General features: G+C 72.1%; 18 protein-coding genes. 8 read left to right on the top strand and 10 right to left on the bottom strand.

What is annotated here, in order from left to right:
- Positions 1-11: 11 nt before the first annotated feature.
- Both ABFJ78_RS25195 and ABFJ78_RS25200 read left to right on the top strand, forming a co-directional pair.
- Positions 12-1031 carry an aldo/keto reductase gene (locus tag ABFJ78_RS25195; RefSeq protein ID WP_436388816.1) on the top strand — a complete coding sequence of 340 codons (1020 nt, stop codon included), beginning with the start codon at positions 12-14 and terminating at the stop codon, positions 1029-1031.
- Entirely contained in the window at positions 1031-1885 is an 855-nt protein-coding gene (locus ABFJ78_RS25200) for an LLM class flavin-dependent oxidoreductase (RefSeq protein WP_436388817.1), read from the top strand. The genes ABFJ78_RS25195 and ABFJ78_RS25200 overlap by 1 nt, the downstream gene beginning before the upstream one ends.
- A gap of 1 nt (position 1886) precedes the next feature.
- On the opposite strand, the gene ABFJ78_RS25205 is transcribed toward ABFJ78_RS25200, so the two are convergent.
- From ABFJ78_RS25205 to ABFJ78_RS25220, 4 genes are read right to left on the bottom strand one after another with little or no spacing between them, the layout of a single operon-like run.
- Positions 1887-2702: a carbohydrate ABC transporter permease gene (locus tag ABFJ78_RS25205; protein WP_436388818.1), complete on the bottom strand. Its 816-nt coding sequence runs from the start codon at positions 2700-2702 to the stop codon at positions 1887-1889.
- Positions 2699-3754: a carbohydrate ABC transporter permease gene (locus tag ABFJ78_RS25210; RefSeq protein ID WP_436388819.1), complete on the bottom strand. Its 1056-nt coding sequence runs from the start codon at positions 3752-3754 to the stop codon at positions 2699-2701. The genes ABFJ78_RS25205 and ABFJ78_RS25210 overlap by 4 nt, the downstream gene beginning before the upstream one ends.
- A gap of 4 nt (positions 3755-3758) precedes the next feature.
- On the bottom strand, positions 3759-4988 hold the full coding sequence (locus tag ABFJ78_RS25215) for a sugar ABC transporter substrate-binding protein (RefSeq protein ID WP_436388820.1): 1230 nt from the start codon (positions 4986-4988) through the stop codon (positions 3759-3761).
- Positions 4989-5013: 25 nt separating this feature from the next.
- Positions 5014-6114, bottom strand: a complete 1101-nt coding sequence (locus ABFJ78_RS25220; RefSeq protein WP_436388821.1) for a LacI family DNA-binding transcriptional regulator — start codon at positions 6112-6114, stop codon at positions 5014-5016.
- 115 nt (positions 6115-6229) lie between these two features.
- On the opposite strand from ABFJ78_RS25220, the gene ABFJ78_RS25225 reads away from it, so the two are divergent.
- Complete coding sequence (locus ABFJ78_RS25225) at positions 6230-8257, top strand: glycogen debranching N-terminal domain-containing protein (protein ID WP_436388822.1); 2028 nt, start codon at positions 6230-6232, stop codon at positions 8255-8257.
- On the opposite strand, the gene ABFJ78_RS25230 is transcribed toward ABFJ78_RS25225, so the two are convergent.
- Both ABFJ78_RS25230 and ABFJ78_RS25235 read right to left on the bottom strand, forming a co-directional pair.
- Positions 8228-8911, bottom strand: a complete 684-nt coding sequence (locus ABFJ78_RS25230; protein ID WP_436388823.1) for a class I SAM-dependent methyltransferase — start codon at positions 8909-8911, stop codon at positions 8228-8230. The two genes, ABFJ78_RS25225 and ABFJ78_RS25230, sit on opposite strands and share 30 nt — an antisense overlap.
- Entirely contained in the window at positions 8908-9306 is a 399-nt protein-coding gene (locus ABFJ78_RS25235; protein ID WP_436388824.1) for an SRPBCC family protein, read from the bottom strand. The genes ABFJ78_RS25230 and ABFJ78_RS25235 overlap by 4 nt, the downstream gene beginning before the upstream one ends.
- 53 nt (positions 9307-9359) lie before the next feature.
- On the opposite strand from ABFJ78_RS25235, the gene ABFJ78_RS25240 reads away from it, so the two are divergent.
- Positions 9360-9776 (top strand): MarR family winged helix-turn-helix transcriptional regulator, encoded by a 417-nt coding sequence (locus tag ABFJ78_RS25240; RefSeq protein ID WP_436388825.1) that lies wholly within the window; start codon positions 9360-9362, stop codon positions 9774-9776.
- Between the two features lie 142 nt (positions 9777-9918).
- On the opposite strand, the gene ABFJ78_RS25245 is transcribed toward ABFJ78_RS25240, so the two are convergent.
- The 4 genes from ABFJ78_RS25245 to ABFJ78_RS25260 form a co-directional block, all read right to left on the bottom strand.
- Positions 9919-11889 (bottom strand): cellulose binding domain-containing protein, encoded by a 1971-nt coding sequence (locus ABFJ78_RS25245; protein ID WP_436388826.1) that lies wholly within the window; start codon positions 11887-11889, stop codon positions 9919-9921.
- A gap of 81 nt (positions 11890-11970) precedes the next feature.
- Positions 11971-15279, bottom strand: coding sequence for an error-prone DNA polymerase (locus tag ABFJ78_RS25250; RefSeq protein WP_436388827.1), 3309 nt, complete (start codon positions 15277-15279; stop codon positions 11971-11973).
- A 137-nt stretch (positions 15280-15416) separates the two neighbouring features.
- The gene (locus tag ABFJ78_RS25255) at positions 15417-16988 is read right to left on the bottom strand and encodes a DNA polymerase Y family protein (RefSeq protein ID WP_436388828.1); all 1572 of its coding nucleotides are present in this window, start codon (positions 16986-16988) and stop codon (positions 15417-15419) included.
- Between the two features lie 305 nt (positions 16989-17293).
- Positions 17294-17977 (bottom strand): hypothetical protein, encoded by a 684-nt coding sequence (locus ABFJ78_RS25260; protein ID WP_436388829.1) that lies wholly within the window; start codon positions 17975-17977, stop codon positions 17294-17296.
- 168 nt (positions 17978-18145) lie between these two features.
- Here ABFJ78_RS25260 and ABFJ78_RS25265 point away from each other — a divergent pair, with 168 nt between their 5' ends.
- The 4 genes from ABFJ78_RS25265 to ABFJ78_RS25280 all read left to right on the top strand — a co-directional run bounded on the left by ABFJ78_RS25265 (position 18146) and on the right by ABFJ78_RS25280 (position 23076).
- Positions 18146-18637, top strand: a complete 492-nt coding sequence (locus ABFJ78_RS25265) for a MarR family winged helix-turn-helix transcriptional regulator (protein WP_436388830.1) — start codon at positions 18146-18148, stop codon at positions 18635-18637.
- 139 nt (positions 18638-18776) lie between these two features.
- Positions 18777-20432 carry a chloride channel protein gene (locus tag ABFJ78_RS25270; RefSeq protein WP_436388831.1) on the top strand — a complete coding sequence of 552 codons (1656 nt, stop codon included), beginning with the start codon at positions 18777-18779 and terminating at the stop codon, positions 20430-20432.
- A gap of 19 nt (positions 20433-20451) precedes the next feature.
- A complete protein-coding gene (locus tag ABFJ78_RS25275; protein WP_436388832.1) occupies positions 20452-21783 on the top strand; it encodes an NAD(P)/FAD-dependent oxidoreductase in 1332 nt (443 codons plus the stop codon).
- 87 nt (positions 21784-21870) lie between these two features.
- Positions 21871-23076 carry a glycosyltransferase gene (locus tag ABFJ78_RS25280; RefSeq protein ID WP_436388833.1) on the top strand — a complete coding sequence of 402 codons (1206 nt, stop codon included), beginning with the start codon at positions 21871-21873 and terminating at the stop codon, positions 23074-23076.
- Positions 23077-23101 lie beyond the last annotated feature (25 nt).

The following is a 23101-nucleotide window of genomic DNA, read 5'->3' on the forward strand; positions in this document are numbered from 1 at the left end:
GGAATCCCCTCATGCAGTACCGCACCCTTGGCCGCACCGGCGTCCAGGTCAGCAGCCTCGCCCTCGGCGCGATGAACTTCGGCGCGATCGGGCGCACCACCCAGGACGAGGCCACCGCCATCGTCGACGCCGCCCTCGATGGCGGGATCAACCTCGTCGACACCGCCGACATGTACGGCCAGGGCGAGTCGGAGGTCATGGTCGGCAAGGCGATCAAGAACCGCCGCGACGACCTCGTGCTCGCGACCAAGGCCGCGATGCCGATGGGCGAGGAGCGCAACCACCGCGGCACCTCGCGCCGCTGGATCTTCAAGGCCCTCGAAGACAGCCTGCGCCGGCTCGACGTCGACCACGTCGACCTGTACCAGATGCACCGCTGGGACCCCGCCACGAGCGATGAGGAAGCGCTTTCCGCACTGACCGACCTCCAGCGCGCCGGCAAGATCCGCTACTTCGGCTCGTCGACGTTCCCCGCCTACCGGATCGTGCAGGCCCAGTGGGCCGCGCGGGAAAACCGGCTGGGCCGGTACGTCACCGAGCAGCCCAGCTACTCGATCCTGCAACGCGGCATCGAAGCCCACGTCCTGCCGGTGACGCAGGAGTACGGCCTCGGCGTGCTGGCCTGGAGCCCCTTGGCCTCGGGCTGGCTCTCGGGCGCGGTCCGCGCCGGGCGCGAGATCACGACGAACCGCGCCGGCGCCCTGCCCCAGCGCTTCGACCTCACCGACCCCGCCAACCAGGCCCGGCTGGACGCCGTCGAGAAGCTCGTCAAGCTCGCCGAGCAGGCGGATCTTTCCCTGATTCAGCTCGCGCTCGGGTTCGTGACGGCGCACCCGGGCGTGACCAGCGCGCTCATCGGCCCGCGCACGCTCGGCCACCTGACGTCGCAGCTCGCGGCGGCCGACACCGTCCTGCCCGCCGACGTCCTCGACGAAATCGACGCCGTCGTCGCGCCCGGCGTCGACCTGGCCGCGCACGAGAAGTTCGACACCCCGCCCGCCCTGCTCGACCCGTCCCTCCGGAGGCGTTGATGACCAGCTTCGGCATCCTGACCGCGCCGATGAACGTCGGCTACGACGAGATCCAGCGCGTCTGGCGTGAAGCCGACCAGATCCCGGAGATCGAGCACGCCTGGCTGTTCGACCACCTCATGCCGATCGGCGGCGACCCGGACGGCCCGATCTTCGAGGGTTGGACGCTGCTCTCGGCGATGGCCGCGCAGACCGAGCGGATCCGGCTCGGCCTGATGGTCACCAGCAACCGCTTCCGGCCACCGGCGGTGCTGGCGAAGATCGCGACCACCGTGGACGTCGTGTCCGGCGGACGGCTCGACTTCGGCATCGGCGCCGGTTCCCGCCCGAGTCATCCCCTCGCCCGCCGCGAATACGACGGCCACGGCCTGCCGTACCACACGCAGGACGACGCCGTCGCCGCGCTGGCCGAGGCGTGCACGGTCATCCGTCGCTTGTGGACAGCGGACGCACCGTTCGACTTCGACGGCGAGTACGTCAAGCTGAAGGGTGCGTTCGGCAACCCGAAGCCCGTGCAGCGGCCGCACCCGCCGATCATGATCGGCGGCCGGGCGAGCGCGACGCTGCGCGTGGTCGCCGAGCACGCCGACCAGTGGAACATCCCGGGCGGCGGCGACATCGACGACCTCGTCGGCCGCAGCAAGCTCCTCGACCGCTACTGCACGGAGATCGGGCGCGACCCGGCTTCGATCCTGCGCTCGATCTTCCTCGCCGTCGACTACGACAAGCCGGCCGCCACGCGCGAGAAGATCGAGGAAGCGGTCGACAACGGGTTCGGGCACGTCGTGCTCGGCTTGGGCAACCCGTACCCGGACGGCGTGGTCCAGTGGGTCGCCGACGAGCTGATCCGCTGAGCTACTTGTCGGCTCCCTCGTAGGTGCCCTGGGTGAACCGGCGCGAGAAGACGAAGTAGACGATCGCGACCGGCAGCGTCATCAGCAGCGCCGCGGCGAGCTTGAGCGGGAACTGGTTGCCCTGGCCCAGTTCGCCGGACACCAGGCTCGCCACGCCGCTGGTCAGCGTGTTCAGCGCCGGGTCCTGCCGGGACACGATGTAGTGCGGCAGCTCGTTCCACGATCCTTGGAACGACAGGATGGTCACGGTGATCAACGCCGGTTTCGACATCGGCAGGACCACCGACCGGAACGTCCGGAACGGACCGGCGCCGTCGATCCGGGCGGCTTCCTCGACGCTCACCGGCACGGTGTCGAAGAACTGCTTCATGATGAACACCCCGGTCCCGTCGACCAGCAGCGGGATGATCATCGCCGCGTAGGTGTCGTACATGCCGAGCTGGTTGAGCACCAGGAACTTCGGGATCAGCAGCACCACGCTCGGAACGGCGATGACCGCCAGGACGGCCCCGAAAACCGCCTGCCTGCCGCGGAACCGCAGCCGGGAAAGCGCGTAGCCGGCGAGGGAGTCGAACACGACCCGGCCGACGGTGATCGTCACCGAGACGAACACGGAGTTCATGGCCCAGCGCGGGAAGTCCTGCTCGGCCAGCGTCCGGAAGACACTGACCGACCACTGCCGGGGCCACGGCAGGAGCGGGTGCGCGGTGGCGTCGGCGTCGGTCTTGAACGCCGTCGCGAGCTGGATGAGGAAGGGGTAGATGTACAGCGCCGCGACCAGGACGAGGACCGCGTAGCCCAACCAGCGCTTCTTCATCGGCGCTCCCGCAAGGCCCAGCGCTGCACCAGCGTGAAGGCCACGATCACGACGAACAGGAGGAACGCGATCGCCGCGCCCTGGCCCCACTGGTGGCCGACGAACGACGTCGAGTACGACAGGTACGCCGGGGTGAGCGTGGTGTTGGCGGGGTTGCCGCGGCTGAGCACGTACACCTGGTCGAAGACCTGCCAGGTGCCGATCAGGCCGAGCGTCAGCACGAGGAACAGCGTCGGGCGCAGCTGCGGCAGGGTGACGCGCCAGAAGCGTTGCCACGACGTCGCGCCGTCGATGAGGGCGGCCTCGTCGACCGACGGCGGCAGGTTCTGCAGGGCCGCGTAGAACATCAGCATGAAGCCGCCGGTGGAGGTCCAGACGACGAGCACGATGATCGAGCACATCGCGACACTGGGGCCGGCCAGCCAGTCCCACCAGGACAGTCCCAGGAAACCGTGGCCCGCCAGGGCGGACGGCGGGTTCGCCGGGTCGCCGAGGGCGAGGTGGAAAATGCCGCGCGGGTCGGCGAACCAGCTGGGACCGTCCACTCCGAACAGCTTCAGCGCGGCGTTCACCGTGCCGGTGCTGGAAAAGAGGAAGAGGAAAACGACCGAGATCGCGACCGAGCTGGTGACGGTCGGGAAGTAGAACGCGGTCCGGAAGAACTGGCGGCCCTTGAGCTTCTTCTGGTGCAGGGTGAGCGCGAGGAACAACGCCAGCGCCGTCTGCAGCGGCACGACGAACAGCACGAAGTAGCCGTTGTTGCGGACACTGGTGGCGAAGTTCCGGCGCGTCAGCCCGGGTTCGGCGAGCAGCGCGGCGTAGTTGTCCCCGCCGACGAAGCGCACGCGCGAGGAGAACGGGCTGCCGTTGCCGGTCCAGTCGCTGACGCTCACCCACAGCGCCATCAGGATCGGCAGCACCATGAACAGGCCGAGCACGAGCAGCGTCGGGGCGAGGAAGAGCCAGCCGGCCCGGCCGTCGCGCCGGAGGGGGCGGCGGCTCCGGCCGCCTCGCGCGGGCGCGGCGGCCGGAGCGGTGAGGACGGTGCTCACGGCGTCACTGCCCGAGCGCGGCCGCGGTGTTCTGCTGCAGCTGCTGCAGGATCCGCTTCGGGTCGGCGCCCGGCAGCTGCTGCAGCTGGGCGTCGAAGTCGGTCAGCACGGGGTCCATTGTGGTCAGGGTGACGGGCCCGTGGGCGTGGTCGGCGCCGGCGACGAACGCCGCCTGCGCGGGGAACTTCTGTTCGTACTGCGCCCGCACGGACTGCCGCGACGGGATCACGCCGAACGCCTCGGCGAAGGCGAGTTGCTGCTGCGGCTGCATGAACGAGTCGACGAGCTGCTTGGCCTGCTCCTGGAACTTGCTCTTGGCGGCGATGCCCCAGCACTGCGTGAACGACAGCGTCCCGGGTCCGGCCGGCCCGGCGGGCAGCGCGACGACGCGGTACTTGACGTCCGGGTAGTCCTTCTTCATGCCGCCGGCCATCCAGTTGCCGTCGATGCTCATCGACGCCTTGTGCTGGCCGAACGCCTCACCGGAGTCCCCCGCGCCGATCTGCTTCGGGTACTTCGCGACGCCGGACGCGAGCAGGTCGCGGACGTAGGTCAGGGCCTGCAGGTTCTGCGGGGTGTCGGCGGTGGCCTTCTTCTGGTCGGCGTCGACGGCCCAGCCGCCGGCCTGGACGAGGAAGGCGCCGATGCGGTCACGGGTGTCGTTGAAGACGAGCCCGGTGCGGCCGCCGGTGGTCAGCTTCCGCGCGACGGTCTTCAGCTGGTCCCACGTCTTGGGGACGTCGTTGTCGGTCAGCCCGGCGGCGGCCCAGTCGTCGGTGTTGATCGCGAGCGCCAGCGTCGAAAAGTCCTTGGGGGCGCAGTAAAGCTTGCCGTCCTTGGTGAACGTCGTGCGCAGCGTCGGGTAGATGTCGTCCTTGTAGGACAGAGTGTCGCCGTACGGGAGCATTTCGTCGGCGTAGCCCTGGAACTTGGTGGCGTCGACGGCGAAGACGTCCGGCGGGCTGCCCGCGGCGAACCCCTGGCTCAGCTGCTGCGCGAGGTCGTTGGCGGAGACGACCTCGGCCTTCGATCCTTCGGGGTGCCACGCGGCGGCGGCGTCCTGCATGGCTTTGAGCTCGGCGCCCCCGCTCGCGGCGATCATCACCTTGAGCGTGGCGGGGCCGGCCTGCTGGGTGGCGGGCTGGGACGAATCGTCGAAGCCGCTGCCGCAGGCGGAAAGCGGGAGCAGCAGGCCGGCTGCCGCGAAGGCGGCCACAGTTCGGCGGGAAAGCATCGATCCTCCTTGATCGCGCGGGGACTCAGGTGGTGCGGAGCACGAGGTGCGGGGTGAAGAGGGTGGTCGCGGGTTCGGAGGCCGCTTCGCCGCGCAGGGCGGTCCGCAGCTGCCGCACGCATTCGGCGGCGACGTCGGCGATGGGCTGGGCGACACTGCTCAGCCCCAGGACGGCGGCGGTGGGGGTGTCGTCGAAGCCGATGACGGCGGCATCGGCACCGGGCCGGATGCCGCGGTCCCGGAGTTCGGCGGTGACGCCGAGGGCGAGCGAGTCGCTGGCGCAGACGAACGCCGTGGGCGCGCCGGCGTCGGCGAGGTCGGCGGCGCCGGGCCGGTCGCCGGCACTCGGCCGGTCGCCGGCGCCGGGGTGGTGGGCGGGAGCCGAGCCGCTGCTCCCGGCCGAGCCGCCCCCGTCCAGCAGCCTTGCGGCCGCCGAGCGTCCCCCTTCCACGCCGTCGAACACCGCGACCTGCGGACCTTCGCCCAGCCCGGCGGCCGCGAGTCCCGCCGCCCAGCCCGCGCGGCGGTCGTCGCCACTGCCCGACCCCTCGGGCCAGCCGACGAACGCGATCCGCCGGTGTCCCTGACGGACCAGGTGGTCGGTGGCCAGCCGCGTGCCCGCGGCGCCGTCGACGTCCACCCACGGGTGCGTGTCCTCCGCGCCCCACGGCCGGCCGAACGTGACGAACGGCAGCTCGCGCTCGAGCAGCCAGCGGGTGCGCAGGTCGTCGTGGTGGGTGCTGGTCAGCACGAACCCGTCGATCCCGACCGAGGCGATCAGGTCGGCGTACGCGCGGGTCTCGGCCTCGTCGTCGGCCGCCGTGAACAGCATGATCCGGTGGTCGTAGCGCTCGGCGGTCGCGGTCAGCGAGTGCAGGAACTGGTCGAGGACGACGCCGCTCACGCCGTTGCCCGACGGCGGGACGCACAGCCCGATGATCTGCGACCGCGTGGTCCGCATCTGCCGCGCCGCGGTGTTCGGGCGGTAGCCGAGCCGTTCGATCGCGGCCAGCACGCGCTCGCGCGTCTCCGGGCTCACGACCTCGGGCGAGTTGATCACGTTGGACACGGTCTGGCGCGAAACCGCGGCCGCCTCGGCCACCGAGTTCAGCGTGGGCCGTCCCATGTCGTGCCTCCGGGTTTGAACGTTCAACTGCGGGCCACTCTGAACCCGTGGCGCTGAGCTGTCAAGACTTCGAAGTCAGTTGACATTCTTTCGTTTGATCGATCCAATCGTAGTCATGGTGGACCTCCAACCCCTGCTCCACGACCTCGCGATCGCGCTGCACGCCCCGACCGTCGTCCTGTCCGGCCGGGACGGGCAGATCCGCGCCGGCGGGACCCAAGGCCTGCTCCACGGCGACCTGCGGCTGCTCAGCGAAGCCGTCGTGACGGTCGACGGCGACGAGCCGGAGGCCATCGGCGGCGACGAGCCCGGCGCCGACCGCGCGCGGTTCACCGGGCTGCTGCGCCGGCTCGGCGACCCCGGCCCCGACCCGACGGTGTGGCTGCGGCGCGACCGCACGGTGACGGCGTCGGGGATGACCGAGGAGCTTTCGCTCGTTTCGACGGCTTCGGTGAACCGCCGGCGCGTCGTAGAGGTCGTGCTGGCCGCCGACTTCGCACCGATCGACGAGATCAAGTCGGGCGGGCGGCGCTCCCCCGTCGTCCCGGCCGGCACCGGGTGGGCCGCTTCCTCGGCCGTCTCCGAGGTGACGGCCGAAGGCGCCGAAGTCGTCGTCGACGGGCCGCGGCTCCGGCTGCGCTGGACCGTCGAAGGTGCGGCGACGCTGCGCTGGTCGCTGCGGATTTCCGACGAGCGGGCGTTGTTCGTGCCGGCCGGCACCCGGCTGCCCCGGCCGGAGGTGCACGCCGACGACCGCCGGTTCACCGCGTTGCTCGACCGCGCGCTCGACGACCTCGACGGGCTGCTCCTGGCCGAACGCGACCACCCCGGCGACGCGTTCGCCGGCGCGGGCGCGCCGTGGTTCCTCACGCTGTTCGGCCGCGACAGCCTGTGGGCCGCGCGGCTCGCGTTGCCGCTGTCGGTCGACCTCGCGGGCGGGACACTCCGGACGCTCGCCCGGGCGCAGGGCACGCGCCACGACCCGGCGACCGGCGAGGCGCCGGGCAAGATCCTGCACGAGCGGCGCCGCGACGTCTTCGAGACGATCGGCGGCGCCTCGCTGCCCGCCGAGTACTACGGGACGGTCGACGCGACGGCGTTGTGGGTGTGCCTGCTGCACGACGCGTGGCGCTGGGGCCTGCCCGAGGACGAGGTCCGCGACCTGCTGCCGACGCTGCGGTTCGCGCTGTCGTGGATCACCGGCGCCGCGGACCCGGACGGCGACGGGTTCGCCGAGTACCTCGACGAAAGCGGCCACGGCCTGGCCAACCAGGGCTGGAAGGATTCCGGGGACGCGGTCCGCTTCCACGATGGCGCGCAGGCGAAGCCGCCGATCGCGTTGAGTGAAGTCCAGGCGTATCAACACGAAGCCGTCGTACGCGCGGATTCTCTGTTGACGGCTCTGGGCGAGCCCGTTCCCGGTCTGTCCGAGTGGGCCGCGTCTCTTCGGTCGCGGTTCCGGGACAGGTTCTGGGTGTCCACTTCGGACGGGAGTTATCCGGCATTGGCCTTGGACGGCGACAAGCGGCCGGTGGACGCGCTGACGAGCAACATCGGCCACTTGCTGGGTACCGGATTGCTTTCCCCCTCCGAAAGTGCGTCGATCGGTTCGTTGTTGCTGGACCCCGCACTGGCGTCGGGCTTCGGCTTGCGCACGATGAGCGCGTCCGCGGGTGGCTATTCGCCGTTGAGCTACCACTGCGGCTCGGTCTGGCCCCACGACACGGCGATCGTCGTCCGGGGTCTGCAGCGATCCGGTCAGCGGTCCCGCGCTGCCGCCCTGGGCGCGCAACTGCTTTCGGCCGCGCCGGCGTTCGACTACCGGCTGCCGGAATTGTTCGCCGGGTACGGCGTTGCGGAGACGACGGCGCCCTTGCCGTACCCGGCGTCGTGCCGCCCGCAGGCGTGGTCGGCGGCGGCCGCGGTGAGCTTGCTGGTGGCGTTCCTCGGCTTGGCGGTCGACGTTCCGGCGGGGACGGTTTCTTTGTCCCCGCCCCGGCCGAGCCCGGTCGGCGCGTTGCGGGTGACGGGGTTGCCGCTGGCGGGTGGGACCCTCGACGTCTCCATCTCCGTTGCCGGCGAAGTCACCGAACTTCGGGTGCCGCCGGGGTTTTCAGTCCTTTCGGAACAGTCCGGCGAGTAGGAAGGTCGTGCCGAAGCGGCCGGTGTTCTCCTTCATCGGGCGCAGTTCGAGTTCGGTGAAGCCGTCGAACAGCTTTCGCAGTTCGTCGGGCGTGTAGGCGAGGCCACCGTGGAGGCTGCGGTCGCGGTAGAGCTGCGCGTCCGGGATTTCGGTGCCGGCGTCGGGGTTTCCGGTGCCGGCGGCGAAGCAGACGAGGCCGAAGTGCCCGCCCGGCTTCAGGTACCGGTCGAGCAGGGCCAGGTAGCTGATCCGCCGGTGCGGCGCGAGGTGGTGCAGGCAGCCCGAGTCGTAGACCAGGTCGTATTCCTCGTGCGGCAGGTCCATCGCGAAGATGTCGGCTTGGTGGAAGCGGACGCCGCCGCCGAGTTCTCGCGCCCAGGCGATCGCGGTGGGCGAGCCGTCGACCGCGTCCACGTCGTAGCCGGCTTCGGCGAGCCTTCGCGCGTTGCGGCCGGGCCCGCAGCCCAGCTCCAGCGCGCGGCCGCCGGTCAGCCGGCCGTCTCTTGTCCAGGCGTCGAGGTTTTCGTCGGGTTCGTCGGCGAAGAACGGGATCGGCCGGTCGCGGTCGGCGTAGAAGCCGTCCCACTCGATGTTTTCGAAGAGGCCGTCCAGCATCCGCAAAAGGTCGTCGAGCGACCGGATGTCCCGGTTCACCGCTCGACGTGCGCGCGGACGGCCTGCAGTTCCTCGTCGACGACCGCCATCTGCGCGGCGACGGCCGCCGGGTCCGTGTCCGGCGGGAAGAACAGGCTGAAGATCAGCTCGGCCCCCGCCAGGTTGGGCACGACGCGCGCGAAGAGGCCGAGGTTCGGGGCGTCGGCGCTGACGAAGTCGACGACGCCGTGGTCCGCCGCGACCTTGACGGCGACCGGCCGCGCGTCCTCGCCGACGCGCCAGACGTCATCGTGGTCGTGCTCGACGGAAGTGGCGAAGCCCGGCGCCCACTCCGGCAGGCGGCGGGCGTCGGACAGGTAGGCGAAGACCCGCGCGGGCGGCGCGGAGACGGAGATGGTGCGCGTCTCGGCGCGCCCCGGCTTGAATGCGGTCATGAGGCAAACGATACGCATCTGCTTATCATCTGTCCACGCGTAAAATCCGGCGCGTGAACGAGGACGACGATCTCGGGGCGCTGTGCGCCGGAGCGGGCCGCGCGCTGGCCGAGGCCGAGCGCCCGGTGCTGGAGTCGCACGGGCTCACGATGTGGCAGTACGTGGTGTTGTCGGCGCTGTCCCCGGGCGCGGCGCCGAGCCAGCTCGTGCTGGCCCAGCAGATCCACTACGACAAGACGCGGTTGATCGCCCTGCTGGACGGCCTGGAAGCGGCCGGGCTGGTGAGCCGAGCCCCGGACCCGGCCGACCGCCGGGCGCGAGTGGTGCGGTTGACGGAGCTGGGGATCGAGCGGCACGCGGCGGTCCGGGCGGCGATCCGGACCCTGGAGGAGCGCAAGCTGGCGGGGTTGAGCGCCGAGGAGCGGCGGGTGCTGCGGTCGGCGCTGGCTCACTTGGCGAACTCCGGCTGACCGGCGCCGACGTCAGGCGCTCGGCAACGTCGGCGTCCGGAGCCGCCGCCGACCACGCCGCCTCGGCTTTGCCGGGACCCTGGGATGACGTGAATGACTCATTCATGTCGCCTGGCGACATGAATGAGTCATTCACGTCGGTTCAGCCGAGCGAGCAGAGGGTTCCGTTCAACCGGAACGCCGTCGGCAGGATGTTCGGCCCGCCGTAGTCCGCCACGAACCCGACGTCCGTACCCGATACCAACGCCGCCGACGATGTCACCTTCACCGCCGCCCCCTCCTGGACCCACGTTCCGTTCCAGCCGCTCGTCACCCGCTGCCTCGCCGTCGGCCACGTGAACGTCAACGTCCAATCACCCGTCACCACCGACGACGACACGGTGATCCCGCCCACGAAACCGCTCGCCCAGTCGTTCACGTCCGTCAACCGGACCGTGCAGCTGCTCGACGCCGGCGCGCCCGTCGTCAACGTCAGCGGGGGCGACGCCCACGACACGTTCCCCGCCGCGTCGCGGGCCAGCACGTTCACCGTGTACCTCGTCCCCGGGGCCAGGTTCCGGACCGACAACGACGTCCCCGTCGTCTCGCCCCACTCCTCGCTGACCGCCCCCACCTGCCGGTACACCTCGTACTTCACGCCCGGCGCCGACGTGGGCCAGCTGATCGTCGCCGTCGTGTCGGTTGTCGTCGCGGTCGGCTGCCCGGGGGCGGCCAACGGCGGAACACCGGCGTGCAGCACCACCGTCGTCAAGGAATACGGGGGCAATGTCCGGTCCCAGGTAGACGATCGGGTGATCGACGACGCGCCGTTCGTGAACGTGTACACCTCGGACACGGACGACGGCAGACCGGAGAGGGTGACCGACCGCGCCGCTGCCGGGTCCTTGTTCACCAACAGGACCGCCAGGTCTCCGTTCGGACGGCGGGCCGCGTGCGCGTCGATCAGCGGGTCGTCCGCGGAGGCGCGGATGAACCGGTCGCCCGGGCGCGCGAACGTGCTCAGCATCTTCACCCCGTAGTACGGCGCGAACGGCGTGTTCAACGCCGGCTCGCAACCACCGTCCAAACAGGTCCCGCTGGACAGCACGCCCATGTCACCGTAGTCCGGGTAACCGGCCACTGTGGACAATGCGGTCGGGCCGTTGTGCGTGTCCCACCAGTCCACTGTGAACACGCCGTTCTCCAGCATCGACGCGTACGCCTCGGCCGCGAACAACGCGCCCGGCTGGGTGTTCATGCCCACCGGCGTGTTCGTCTCGGTCAGCGCGATACCGAGCGGCTTGCCCGCGTACCGCGTGATCTGCTCGCGCGCCAGGTAGAGCATGTCGTCCACCTGCTCGGTACGGGAAAGCGCTTCCTCCGCCGTCGATCCGCTCGGGTACCAGTGCAGCACGGCGAAGTCGACGTGCGGGCCCGCGATCGAGAGCACCGTCTGGTTCCACGTGCCGGTGTCGCCGGCCGCGACGATGCCGTCCGGCCAGTTCGCCGGCGTCGTCAGCACCGCGCCGATCTTGACCGTCGGGTCTACGGCCTTCATGGCGTCGGCGTAGGCCACGACACCCGCGGCGTACGCGGCCGGGCTCTTGTCCTCGTGGTTGTCGGCCTCCCAGTTCGCGCCGTAGTGGCCGTTGCCGTAGAGCTCGTTGCCGATCTCCCAGTACTTGACGCCGTAACCCTTCGTGACATTGGCGTACCGCACCCAGTCCGCGGCTTCCTCCGGCGTCCCGGTGCCGTAGTTGGCGATGACGATCGGCTGGGCGCCCGCCCGCCGGACGCCGCCCATGAAGGTGTCGAAATCGGTGTTCGGCGCCACGTAACCACCCGGCGCGGTGTTGTCCTTCCAGTGGTAGATGTCGCCGTAGGAACCACCCGGGTACCGCATCGTGCGGACCCCGGCGGCGCCGAACAGGTCGGCGACGGCATCGGTGCCGAGCTGGCTGTCCCACACGGCGTGGTTGACGCCGACCGCGGTGTCCGGCACGGTGGCCAGGCCCGCTTTCGCGTTGACGGTCACGGTCGTTTCGGCCGGCGTCGCCGCGGCGGCCGCCGGCACCGCCGCCACGAACACGGCCGCCACCGGCCACGCCGCCCAGCGCAGACGTCGAGCTGTCATCGAAGGGTCCATCCTCTCGTCGGGCACGAACGGATGGCTGGAAGCGCTCTCAGAGCAGAGAACCAGCGCGGCGCCCGGAAGTCAACGGAAGTCCCGGGACGGCGCGGTCCGCATCGACAGGTCGAGCGGTTCGAGCCGGTCCGCGACGAGCGTGACCACCCCTTCGGCCGCTTGGACGTACCCGCGGACCAGCAACGCCGCGCTCGTGTGGGCGACCAGCCGCTGCCGGCGCCAGAGCCCCTGGGACACGATGACGTTGGCCATGCCGGTCTCGTCCTCCAGGTTGAGGAACGTGATCCCGCCGGCGGTCGCCGGGCGCTGGCGGTGGGTGACCGCGCCGCCGACCCAGACGCGCGTCCCGTCCTCGGCGCGCGCCAGTTCCGCCGTCGTGAGCGCGCCGCGCTTCCTGAGCAACGAGCGCAGATACTCGACCGGGTGACTGTCCGGGGAGACTCCGGTGGCCCACAGGTCCGCCGCGGTGACCTCCAGCCGCGTCATGCCCGGCAGCGCGGGCGCGTCGAGGCCCGGGGCGAGACCGGGCAGGTGCCCGGGCCGGGTGGCCGCCGCGGCACCGGCGGCCCAGAGGTCCTGCCGCCGGTCGCCGCCGAACGCGCCGGCGGTGGCCAGTGCCTCGACGACGTTCTTCTTCAGCTGGACGCGGCGGGTGAGGTCGCCGACTCCGGCGTATGGGCCGTTCTCGGCACGTTCGTCGACGATTTCGCCGGCGACGGCGTCGCCGACGTGCCGGACGCCGGCGAGGCCGAGGCGGAGCGCGACGCCGCCGGTGCTCTCGGCGTCGGGTTCGAGCGTGGCGTGCGCGAGGCTGGCGTTGATGTCCGGTTCGCGGACGCGGACGCCGTGCCGGCGCGCATCGGCCACCAAGGACTGTGGTGAGTAGAAGCCCATCGGCTGCGCGCGCAGCAGGCCGGCGCAGAAGGCGGCCGGGTAGTAGCGCTTGAACCACGCCGACGCGTACACGAGCAGAGCGAACGACATCGAATGTGCTTCGGGGAAACCGTAGCCGGAGAACGCGTGGATCTGCTCGAAGATCCGCGTCGCCAGCTCGCGGTCGAGGCCGTTCGCCTCGCAGCCGGCGAAGAACCGCGCCATCAGCGCCTTCATCTTGGCGCTGGACCGCTTGGCACCCATGGCGCGCCGGAGCTGGTCGGCTTCGGCCGGGGTGAAGCTCGCGACGTCCACAGCCATCTGCATCACCTGTTCCTGGAACAGCGGCACGCCGAGCGTCCGGTCCAAACTGGACGCCAGCAGCGGGTGGGCGTGCTCCCACCGCTCGTCACCGCGGCGGCGCCGGATGTACGGGTGCACCGAACCGCCCTGGATCGGGCCGGGCCGGATCAGCGCGACTTCGACGACGAGGTCGTAGAACTCCCTGGGCCGCAACCGCGGCAGCGTCGCCAGCTGCGCGCGGGATTCCACTTGGAACACTCCGACGGCGTCGGCTTCACACAGCATGTCGTAGACGTTCGAATCGGCGAGATCGAACTTGCCGATGTCCACTCCTGCTCCGTGGTGTTCGGCGACGAGGTCGATCATGTAGTGCAGTGCCGACAGCATGCCGAGGCCGAGCAGGTCGAACTTGACCAGGCCGACGGCCGCGCAGTCGTCCTTGTCCCACTGCAGCACCGACCGGTTCGCCATGGTCGCCCATTCGACCGGGACCACTTCGGACACCGGCTGCTTCGAGATGACCATGCCGCCGGAGTGGATGCCGAGGTGGCGCGGGAAGTCCTCGATCCGGGCGGCCAGGTCGAGGACGTCGGCGGGGATTTCGCCGGCGTTCTGCTGCTTGATCGCGCCCCAGCGGTCGACGAGTTTGCCGTAGACGTCCTGCTGCCCTGGGCTGTGGCCGAGGGCCTTCGCGGCGTCGCGGATCGCCGAGGCCGCGCGGTAGGTGATGACGTTGGCGACCTGCGCGGCGTGGAACCGGCCGTGCTTTTCGTAGACGTACTGGATGGCCTCCTCGCGGCGGTCGGATTCGATGTCGATGTCGATGTCCGGCGGGCCGTCCCGCTCCGGCGCGAGGAAGCGCTCGAACAGCAGGTTCCACTTCACCGGGTCGGCGTGGCAGATCTCCAGCGCGTAGCAGACCGCGGAGTTCGCCGCCGAGCCGCGGCCCTGGCACAGGATGTTCGACTCCTTGCAGAACCGGACGATGTCCCACACCACGAGGAAGTAGCCCGGGAAGCCGAGCTTGTCGATGACGTCGAGTTCGTGGTCGAGCTGGGCGTAGGCCTCGGGGTTCTCATACCGCGGCCCGTAGCGTTTCGCCGCGCCGCGCCAGGTCAGTTCACCAAGGAACGACATCTCGTCGTGCCCGGGCGGCACCGGGAACGGCGGCAGGTCGGGGGCGACGAGCTTCAGGTCGAACGCCACCTCGACGCCGAGGACGGCGGCGCGTCCGACGGCGCCCGGGTAGCGGCGCTCGAAGCGGCGGCGCTGCTCCATCCCGGACCGCAGGAACGCCTGCCCCGACGGCGGCCGCCAGGCTTCGAGGTCCTCGGCCGAGCGCCGCGCCCGGACGGCGGCGACCATGTCGGCCACGACGGCGTCCTCGGGGCGGGCGTAGTGGACGTTGTTCGAGACGACGGTCGGCAGCCGCAGGTCCTCCGCCATTTCGGCGAGGTGGTCGTTGGCCGCGTCGTCGAGGGGCTGCCGGTGGTCGATCAGCTCGACGGCGACGTGCCGGCGTCCGAACCGGTCGACGAGCCGGCCGAGCTCGGCCCGCGCGGCGGCAGGCCCACGGGCGGCGAGGGCGCGGCGCACCGGCCCCTTGCGGCACCCGGTGAGCACGACGACGTGCCCGGCCAGCTCGCCGACCAGCTCGTCGAGGTCGTAGCGGGGCCGGCCCTTCTCCTCGCCGGCGAGCTGCGCGCGCGAGATGACTTTGCAGAGCCGGTGGTAACCCGCTTGCTGCCGCGCGATCACCAGCAGGTGCGACCCGTTCGGATCGGGCTCGCCGGCCTGCGGGCCGGGCAGGTCGAGGGAGAGCTCGGCCCCGAACCCGACGCGCACCCCGAGCTCCCGGGCGGCGTCGTTGAACCGGACGGCGCCGTAGAGGCCGTCGTGGTCGGTGAGGACGAGGGCGTCGAGCTCCAGCCGCGCGGCTTCCTCGACGAGCGTCTCGGGGTGAGAGGCGCCGTCGAGGAAGCTGAAGTTGGAGTGGACGTGCAGCTCGGCGTAGGGGGCGCGGATCCGGTCGCCGCCGTCGTCCCGGGCTCTGCGGTGCCGCAGGTCTTCGGGCGCGCCGGCGTACCCTTCGCGTTTGCGCGACCACGCGGGAGCATCGTTGCCGTCACCGGGAACGGGCGGCCGCCCGGAGGCGATCCGTTCCACTTCGGACCACGGCACACTCGGATTGTTGAACGCCAAAACTCCGCTCCCCACAAGGAGTTCGCTGTGGGGAAGCCAGCGACTACTGTTCGAACACACGTACGACTGCGTTGGCTCGATCCTGAGCCCGGCGGGGGCCGGTGTCAACTCGACGTCGTCTCGATCACAACGGACGGTCAGTCGTAGACACCCTCGACCGTCCATTGTGGATCTCTGCCCACGGTCACTTTCAGCAGCAACGCGAGGTCGTCGTGCTCCCCCTCCAGCACCACCTGCATGCGGGCCAGCGGGCGGTCGCCCCGCTTCGCCGGCAGTGACGACTGCACCACCCACGGTCCCGCCGAGCCCAGGACGCGGCGCACCGGGCCGCCGTCGATGGCGATCGTCGCCGGGGGGTACGTGAGCTCGCCGCGGTCCGTGCAGGCGACCGGGTCGCCCACGGCGTCGAGCACGCTCGCCGGGGGTGGCTCGGGTGGTACCCGCGCCGGCGATGGTGCCGGGAGGCGGCCCGGCCACGGGCGGTCCTCGACCGCCGGCTTTCGCGGTTCGCCCCACGGGATCAGGCGGACTCGCTCGGCCGGGCCGCGACCGCCGTCCAGCAGCGGCGTCACCACCGCGTCCGGGCCGAGGAGACCCTGGATGCGGACCAGCGCGCGGCCCGCGCGCTCGGCCGCGTCGGCGTCGCGGCCCAGGGAACCGAGCTGCAGCTGCAGCGCCTGGCCGCCGACGACCTCTTCGGGGTCGAGGCGCAGCCGGACGATCCCGGCGCTGGGCCGGTCGCGCGCGGTGAGCCAGCCTTCGCACTGCCAGCGCACGCGGTCGGCCGTCGCGCGGGCGGTCAGGGGCTCGGCGCAGCGCCAGACGCGTACGCGTTCTTCGCCCGCTTCGGTGACCGCGACGATCGCCAAGCGCGTGCAGGCCAAGCCGTGGTTCGCGAGTCCCGCGAAGAAGCGTTCCCCGAGGGTCTTCGCGATGAACGCGGCTTCGTCGACGCGGCTCAGGGGGTGGTCGAACTCCTCGGTGACCGTCAGGTCCGGTGGGAGGGCGCGGCGCAGCGGCGGGCGTTCGGCGAGGCCGCGGGCGAGGCGGTGCGCGGTGACGGCGTCCTTCGGGAAGCGGCCGGCGACGTCGCGTTCGGCCAGCGCGGCGAACGCGCCGAGGGTGCGCAGGCCCAGGCGCCGCAGCAGGCCGACGAGCTCGCCGCGGTCGTCGCCCGGCTGGTTCAGCTCGGTGATCGGGAGGGGCGCGAGGAAGGCTTCCGTGCCACCGGGCGGGACGAGGGCCGCGCGGCGGGCGGCGAGGGTCGCGGCGAAGAGCCCGTCGGCGATCCCGACCTGGCATTCGACGCCGGCGCCCGCTTCGACCTCGTTGATGAGCAGCTCGGCGAGCGCTTCCTCGCCGCCGAAGTACCCGGCGGCACCGGCGACCGGGACGGCGACGATGCCCGGCCGCACGACCTCGACCCCGACGGCCTGCCGTTCGACGGCGGCGGCGACGGGTTCGAAGAGGCGGGCGTCGCGGTCGGGATCGTGCTGGTGGACGACGAGACCGGGACACCGCGACTGGGCATCGCGCCGCCGCATCCCGCGCCCGACCCCATCGCGGCGCGCGGAGGCGGAGCAGGCGACAACGCGGTTGGCGGAGAAGACGGCGGCGGGCGCGAGGGGCGGAGTACCGGCCGCGGCCCCGGCGGCGACGACCGGCCAGTCCGGGCACCACAGCACCAGCAGCCGTGGTGAACCGCTCATCCCGCGGCCGAGGCAAGCACGGACGAGGGCAACGCCCGCCCCCGGCCGGCGGCGCGGCTCGTGGCGCGGCCGACCCGGACGACCGCGGTCCGGCTGACAATGCAGGCGCAGCAAGGCATCTCGCCGGCGCGAACACCCGCAGCCCGACTCACAACGCAAGCACAGCAAAGCATCCCGACCGCACACCGCCACGCCGAAACCACCACACCCGCAGCGCGGCTCCGCACATCGCGCACGGCGCCCGGCTGGTCACCGCGCGGGGGACGCAAGGCACCACAGCCGGCTTTCGTTCCCACCGACACGGCTCACCCGGCCACCTCGGCGAGCCGCCGCTTCCGGGGCTCACCCGCCGCGACCGCCCCGCCCGGTCCCGGCAGCTGCAACCGCACCGACGACGGCCGCACCGCCGCGCCTCGCCCGACGCTCGTCGCCACCACTTCGCGCGTCCTCAAGTGCCCGTACCCGTCCGGCGTCAAGCCGTGCCAGCGGCGGCCCGACACCCGCAACTCCACGTCGGCGCCCGGCCACGGGCCCATCGTCAGCAGCACCGCCCCACGGTTGCGCACTCTCCCCGCCAACCGGCGCGCCAGCTGGGACTCGACGGCGACCGGGCCGAGCACCACCAGGTCGAACCCGTCCACCAGCGCCGACAACACGCCCGTCAGCTCCGCGCCCGGGTGCGGCACCAGCGCGAGCCGCTCCAGGTCGACGCCGAGTTCCGCCGCCGCGGCCAGGCCCAGCTCGGGGAGGGCCGTCACCGCCGCCCAGGAACCGTCGCGGGTTGCCGCCGCCAGCAACGCCAGCGCCAGCGATGTCGCGCCGCGTACCGAGACCGTCGTGCCGCGTCGCAAGGCGCCGCCCGGCAGCAGTCCGGCCAGCGGTGGGAGCACGGCCAGCACGTCATCCGACGCCGGGGCGGCGCCCAGCTGGGCCGCCGTGCGGACCCCCGGGATCGCCGTGAGCCCGGCCAGCGCGTCCGGCACCGCCACCACCGCTCACCTCCAGCACCACGTACTCGCACCGGAGACACCCGCACCAGGCGGGCGCACCCAGGAGAAAGTTATCGAACACTTGTTCGCATAGTGCGAGACGAGCGGCCCGCTGTCAAGCCGGGGGTCACCCCCGCGGGGCAGGACCGCTCCGGCACACTGGACGGCATGACCCGCACGAACCCGGGCATGGACGCCGCCTGCGTCGACACGCTGACCGACGCCGTCCTCACCGCGTCGCGGCTGCTGGTGGCGGTGTCCGTCCGGTCGATCGCCGCGGCCGAGGACGGCCTGACGCTGCCGCAGTTCCGGCTCCTCGTGGTCCTGCACACCCGCGGGCCGCTCAAGCACGCGACGCTCGCCGAGCACCTCGGCGTCACGCCGTCGACGGCCAGCCGGATGGTCGACCGCCTGGTCGCCGCCGGGCTCGTCGACCGGCAGCACAGCCCGGTGTCCCGCCGCGAGATCGTGCTGGACATCACCCGGGAGGGCGCCCGGATCGTCCGGCAGGTGACGACCCGGCGGCGCCGGGAGATCGCCAAGATCGTCGCCCGGATGCCGGCGGAGAGCAGGCAGGGGCTCGTCGACGCGCTCACGGCGTTCGCCGAAGCCGGCGGCGAACCGCCCGCGGCCGCGGCACCCGAAGCCATCTGGGGCTGACCGGACCACCCGATCCCGCCGGACGCGGGGAACGTCCCCTCGGCCTGCCGTGAACCCCGCCACTCGACCGCGGCTCGACTTGACCGCAACCGTTCGCCACTACAAGTATTGCTGACTGCAATACACGAACGGAGGCCGGATGAGCGGCGCCACGCCCGCGCAGCCCCGCGCCACGCACCTGGGCGACTTCCAGGTGCGGCCGCGCATGCTGCTGATCGCCCTGCTCGCGGTCCCCGTCGGGGGCGCCGCCGCGCTGGCCGCGCTCGCGCTGCTGAAACTCATCGGCCTCATCACGAACCTCGTGTTCTACCAACGGTTCGACACCGCGCTCGTCGCGCCCGGCGCCGCCGCGCACCCGTGGTGGCTGGTGCTGACCGCGCCCGTCGCCGGGGCGCTCGTGATCGGCCTGATGGCCCGGTTCGGGTCGGAAAAGATCCGCGGCCACGGCATGCCGGAGGCGATCGAGGCCATCCTGACCGGCGAGAGCAAGGTCGCGCCGCGCGTCGCCGTGCTGAAGCCCGTGTCGGCCGCTGTCAGCATCGGCACCGGCGGGCCGTTCGGCGCCGAAGGCCCGATCATCATGACCGGCGGCGCCGTCGGGTCGATCCTCGCGCAGCTGCTGCACCTGTCAGCCGACGAGCGCAAAACATTGCTCGTCGCCGGCGCCGCGGGCGGCATGGCGGCGACGTTCAACGCCCCGCTCGCGTCGATCCTGCTGGCGGTCGAGCTGCTGCTGTTCGAATGGCGGCCACGCAGCTTCGTGCCGGTCGCCGCCGCCGTCCTGACCAGCACGCTCTGCCGCGGCTTCCTCCTCGGCACCGCCCCGGTCTTCGGCCTGCCCGCCGCGCCGGCGCCGGGCGCGGGCGCCGACGTGCTCGCCCTCGTGCCCGGCATCACCGGCGGCCTGCTCGCGATCGCCGCGACGGCACTGGTCTACCTCGCCGAGGACGGCTTCGCGCGGCTGCCGATCCACTGGATGTGGTGGCCGGCGATCGGCGGACTGGTCATCGGCGCCGGCGGGCTCGTCGAGCCGCGCGCGCTCGGCGTCGGCTACGACGTCATCGACCAGCTGCTCACGGGACAGGCGACGACGTCGCTGATCATCGGCGTCCTGGTGGTCAAGACGCTCATCTGGTCGCTGTCGCTCGGCTCGGGCACGTCCGGCGGGGTGCTGGCGCCGGTGTTCATGATCGGCGCCGCGCTCGGGGCGGCCGAAGGCGGCCTGCTCCCCCACGTGTCGGCCGGGTTCTGGGCGGTGTGCGGCCTGGCCGCGGTCGTCGGCGGCGTCATGCGCTCGCCGTTGACGGGCATCGTGTTCACGCTCGAGCTGACGCACGCGTGGAACGACCTGCTGCCGCTGGTGGTGGCGTCGGTGTCGGCGTACGCGGTGTCCGTGCTGCTGCTCAAGCGATCGGTGCTGACCGAGAAGATCGCCCGCCGCCGGCTGCACCTCACCCGCGAGTACACGACCGACCCGCTGGAGACGTTCTTCGCGCACGAAGTCATGACGGCCGACCCGGAGGTCGGCCACGCGCTGCTGGCGCGCGGCGCCCACGCGACCTGCCACCCCGACGACACGCTCCGCGAAGTGGCGAACAAGCTGGCGGCCGGCAACGTCACGCAGGCCGTGGTGGTCGACCGGGCCGAGCCGGACCGGGTCCGCGGGGTGATCACGCTCGCGCAGCTGCTGCACGCCCGGCGCCGCGATCTGCACGAGGAGCACCACCGGGAGCGCGTCCTCGCTGTGACGCGGATATCAGTCACGTCCTCGCCCGCCACCTCGTCCAAGGGGTGAAGCGAGAAAAGAGGACGAAATGCGCCGGATCCTGATCGTCGGCGGTGGCTACGCCGGGTTCTACGCCGCCTGGAAGCTGGAGAAGAAACTCCGCCCGGACGAAGCCGAAGTCACCCTCGTCGACCCGCGGCCTTACCTGACCTACCAACCGTTCCTGCCCGAAGTCGTCGCCGGGGCCGTCGAGGCACGGCACGCCGCCGTGTCGCTGCGGCGGCACCTGCGCCGGACCCGCGTGGTCGCCGGGACCGTCACGGCCATCGACCACGCGGACCGCGTCGTCACCGTGCGGCCGACCGACGGGGACGCCTTCGAGCTCGGCTACGACATCGTCGTCGTCACCGCCGGCGCCGTCACCCGCAAGCTGCCCGTGCCCGGCGTCGCCGAAGAGGCGATCGGCCTCAAGCACGTCGAAGAGGCGGTCGCGATCCGGGACCGGCTGCTCACGTCGTTCGACCGCGCCGCCGTGCTCCCCGAAGGCCCGCAACGGCGGAAGCTGCTCACGGTCACCTTCGTCGGCGGCGGCTTCTCGGGCGTCGAAGGCTTCGGCGAGCTGCTGTCGCTGGCCACCGCGCTGCTCAAGCGCTACCCCGAACTGCGTCGCGACGAACTCCGGTTCCACCTCGTCGAGGCGTCGGGCCGCATCCTGCCCGAGGTCACCGACCGGCCGGGGCGCTGGGTCGTGCGCGAGCTGGAACGGCGGGGCGCGCGCGTCCACCTCGACACGCTGGTGACGTCGGCGACCGGCGGGCACGTGACGCTCTCGACCGGCGAGGAGTTCGACTCGGAGCTGATCGTCTGGACCGCCGGCAACGGCGCGAACCCCGTCATCGGCAAGCACACCGACCTCCCGGTCGACGCGCGCGGCCTGGTCGTCGTGCGGCCGGACCTGCGGGTCGAGGGCGTGCCCGACGCCTGGGCGGCCGGCGACGACGCCGCGGTACCCGACCTCGCCTCGCCGGTCCCGGGCGCGCGCACGGTGCCCAACGCCCAGCACGCGTACCGGCAGGGAAAGCTGTTGGCGCGCAACATCATCGCGACCCTGCGCGGCCGGAAACCGAAGCCGTACGTCCACCGCAGCCTGGGTGCCATCGCGACGCTCGGCCTCGGCCGCGGCATCTTCCAGTACCGGCGCCTCGTGATCACCGGCCTGCCGGCCTGGCTCATGCACCGCGGCTACCACGTGCTGGCCGTGCCGAGCTGGGAGCGCAAGGTCCGCGTGCTCGCGGTGTGGCTGACGGCGGCGCTGTTCGGGCGCGACATCCTGTCGCTGGCTTCGGTGCAGCACCCGCGCGACGCGTTCGTCAGTGGCGGTGCCCGCCCGGAAGAACTCCCCGCCCCCTTCAAGGTATAGCCGAACCCCGGGCTTGCGGCAAGGCGGGGGTGATCCCCCACAATGGCCCGCCGTAGGCCACTACCAGGGAAAACGGGGGAACGCTCAATGCGGGTGCTGTTGACGACGTGGGGTTCACGAGGGGACGTCGAACCGCTGGCCGGGCTCGCGGTGGCCCTGCGGGAACTGGGCGCGGACGCGGTCGTGTGCGCGCCGCCGGACGACGACTTCGGGCGGCTGCTGGCGCGGGCGGAGGTGCCGCTGGTGCCGCTCGGTCCGACGGTGCGCTCGATCGTCGCCAATCCGAAGCCGCCGACGGCCGAAGACGCGTTCAAGCTCGCGCCGCGGCTGGTCGACGCGCGGTTCGAGACGCTCACGGCGGCCGCCGAGGGGTGTGACGCGCTGCTGGCGACCGGCCTGCTGCCGGCCGGCGCGCGGGACGTGGCGGACCACCTGGGCCTGCCGTACGTGTTCGCGTGCTTCCACCTGCTCGGGCTGCCGTCGCGGCACTTCCCGCCGGGGGCGCGGCCGGGCACGCCGTCGTCGCCGGACGAGACCGACAACCGGGTGCTGTGGCGGCAGGACGCCGAGCGGGTCGACGCCCTGTACGGCCCGGCCGTGCGCAGCCACCGCGCGGAGCTGGGCCTGCCGCCGGTGGCCAACGTCCGCGACTACGTCTTCACCGATCAGCCGTGGCTGGCCGCGGACCCGCTGCTGTGTCCGTCGGAGGGCCGGACCGACCTGGACATCTTCCAGACGGGCGCGTGGATCATGCCCGACGAGCGGCCGCTGCCGGACGGGCTCGAGAAGTTCCTCGACGCCGGCGCGCCGCCGGTGTACGTCGGCTTCGGCAGCATGGCCGCCTACGCGCCCGACGGCATCGCGCGGATCGCCATCGAGGCGGTCCGTTCGCGGGGCCGCCGGATCGTGCTGGCCGCCGGCTGGGCGGGACTGGCCCCGATCGACGACGGTGACGACTGCTTCGCCGTCGGCGAGGTCAACCAGCAGGCGCTGTTCCGCCGGGTCGCCGCCGTCGTGCACCACGGCGGCGCCGGTACGACCACCACGGCCGCCCGGGCCGGCGCGCCGCAGCTGGTCGTGCCGCGGATCGCGGACCAGCCCCACTGGGCGGCGCGGGTCGCCGAGCTGGGCATCGGCGCGGCGCACCTGGACCCGGCACCGACGGTCGAGTCGCTGTCCGCCGCGCTGGACACGGCGCTCGCCGCGGAAAGCCGGGCGAAGGCCGTGGGCGGGGAGATCCGTCCCGACGGCGCGCTGGTGGCCGCGAAACGGCTCGTCGAACTGGCCGGGTGAGCCTCGGGGCGGCACTTTCACCGGA

Source organism: Amycolatopsis sp. MEPSY49 (assembly GCF_051337345.1).
Taxonomy (GTDB): domain Bacteria; phylum Actinomycetota; class Actinomycetes; order Mycobacteriales; family Pseudonocardiaceae; genus Amycolatopsis.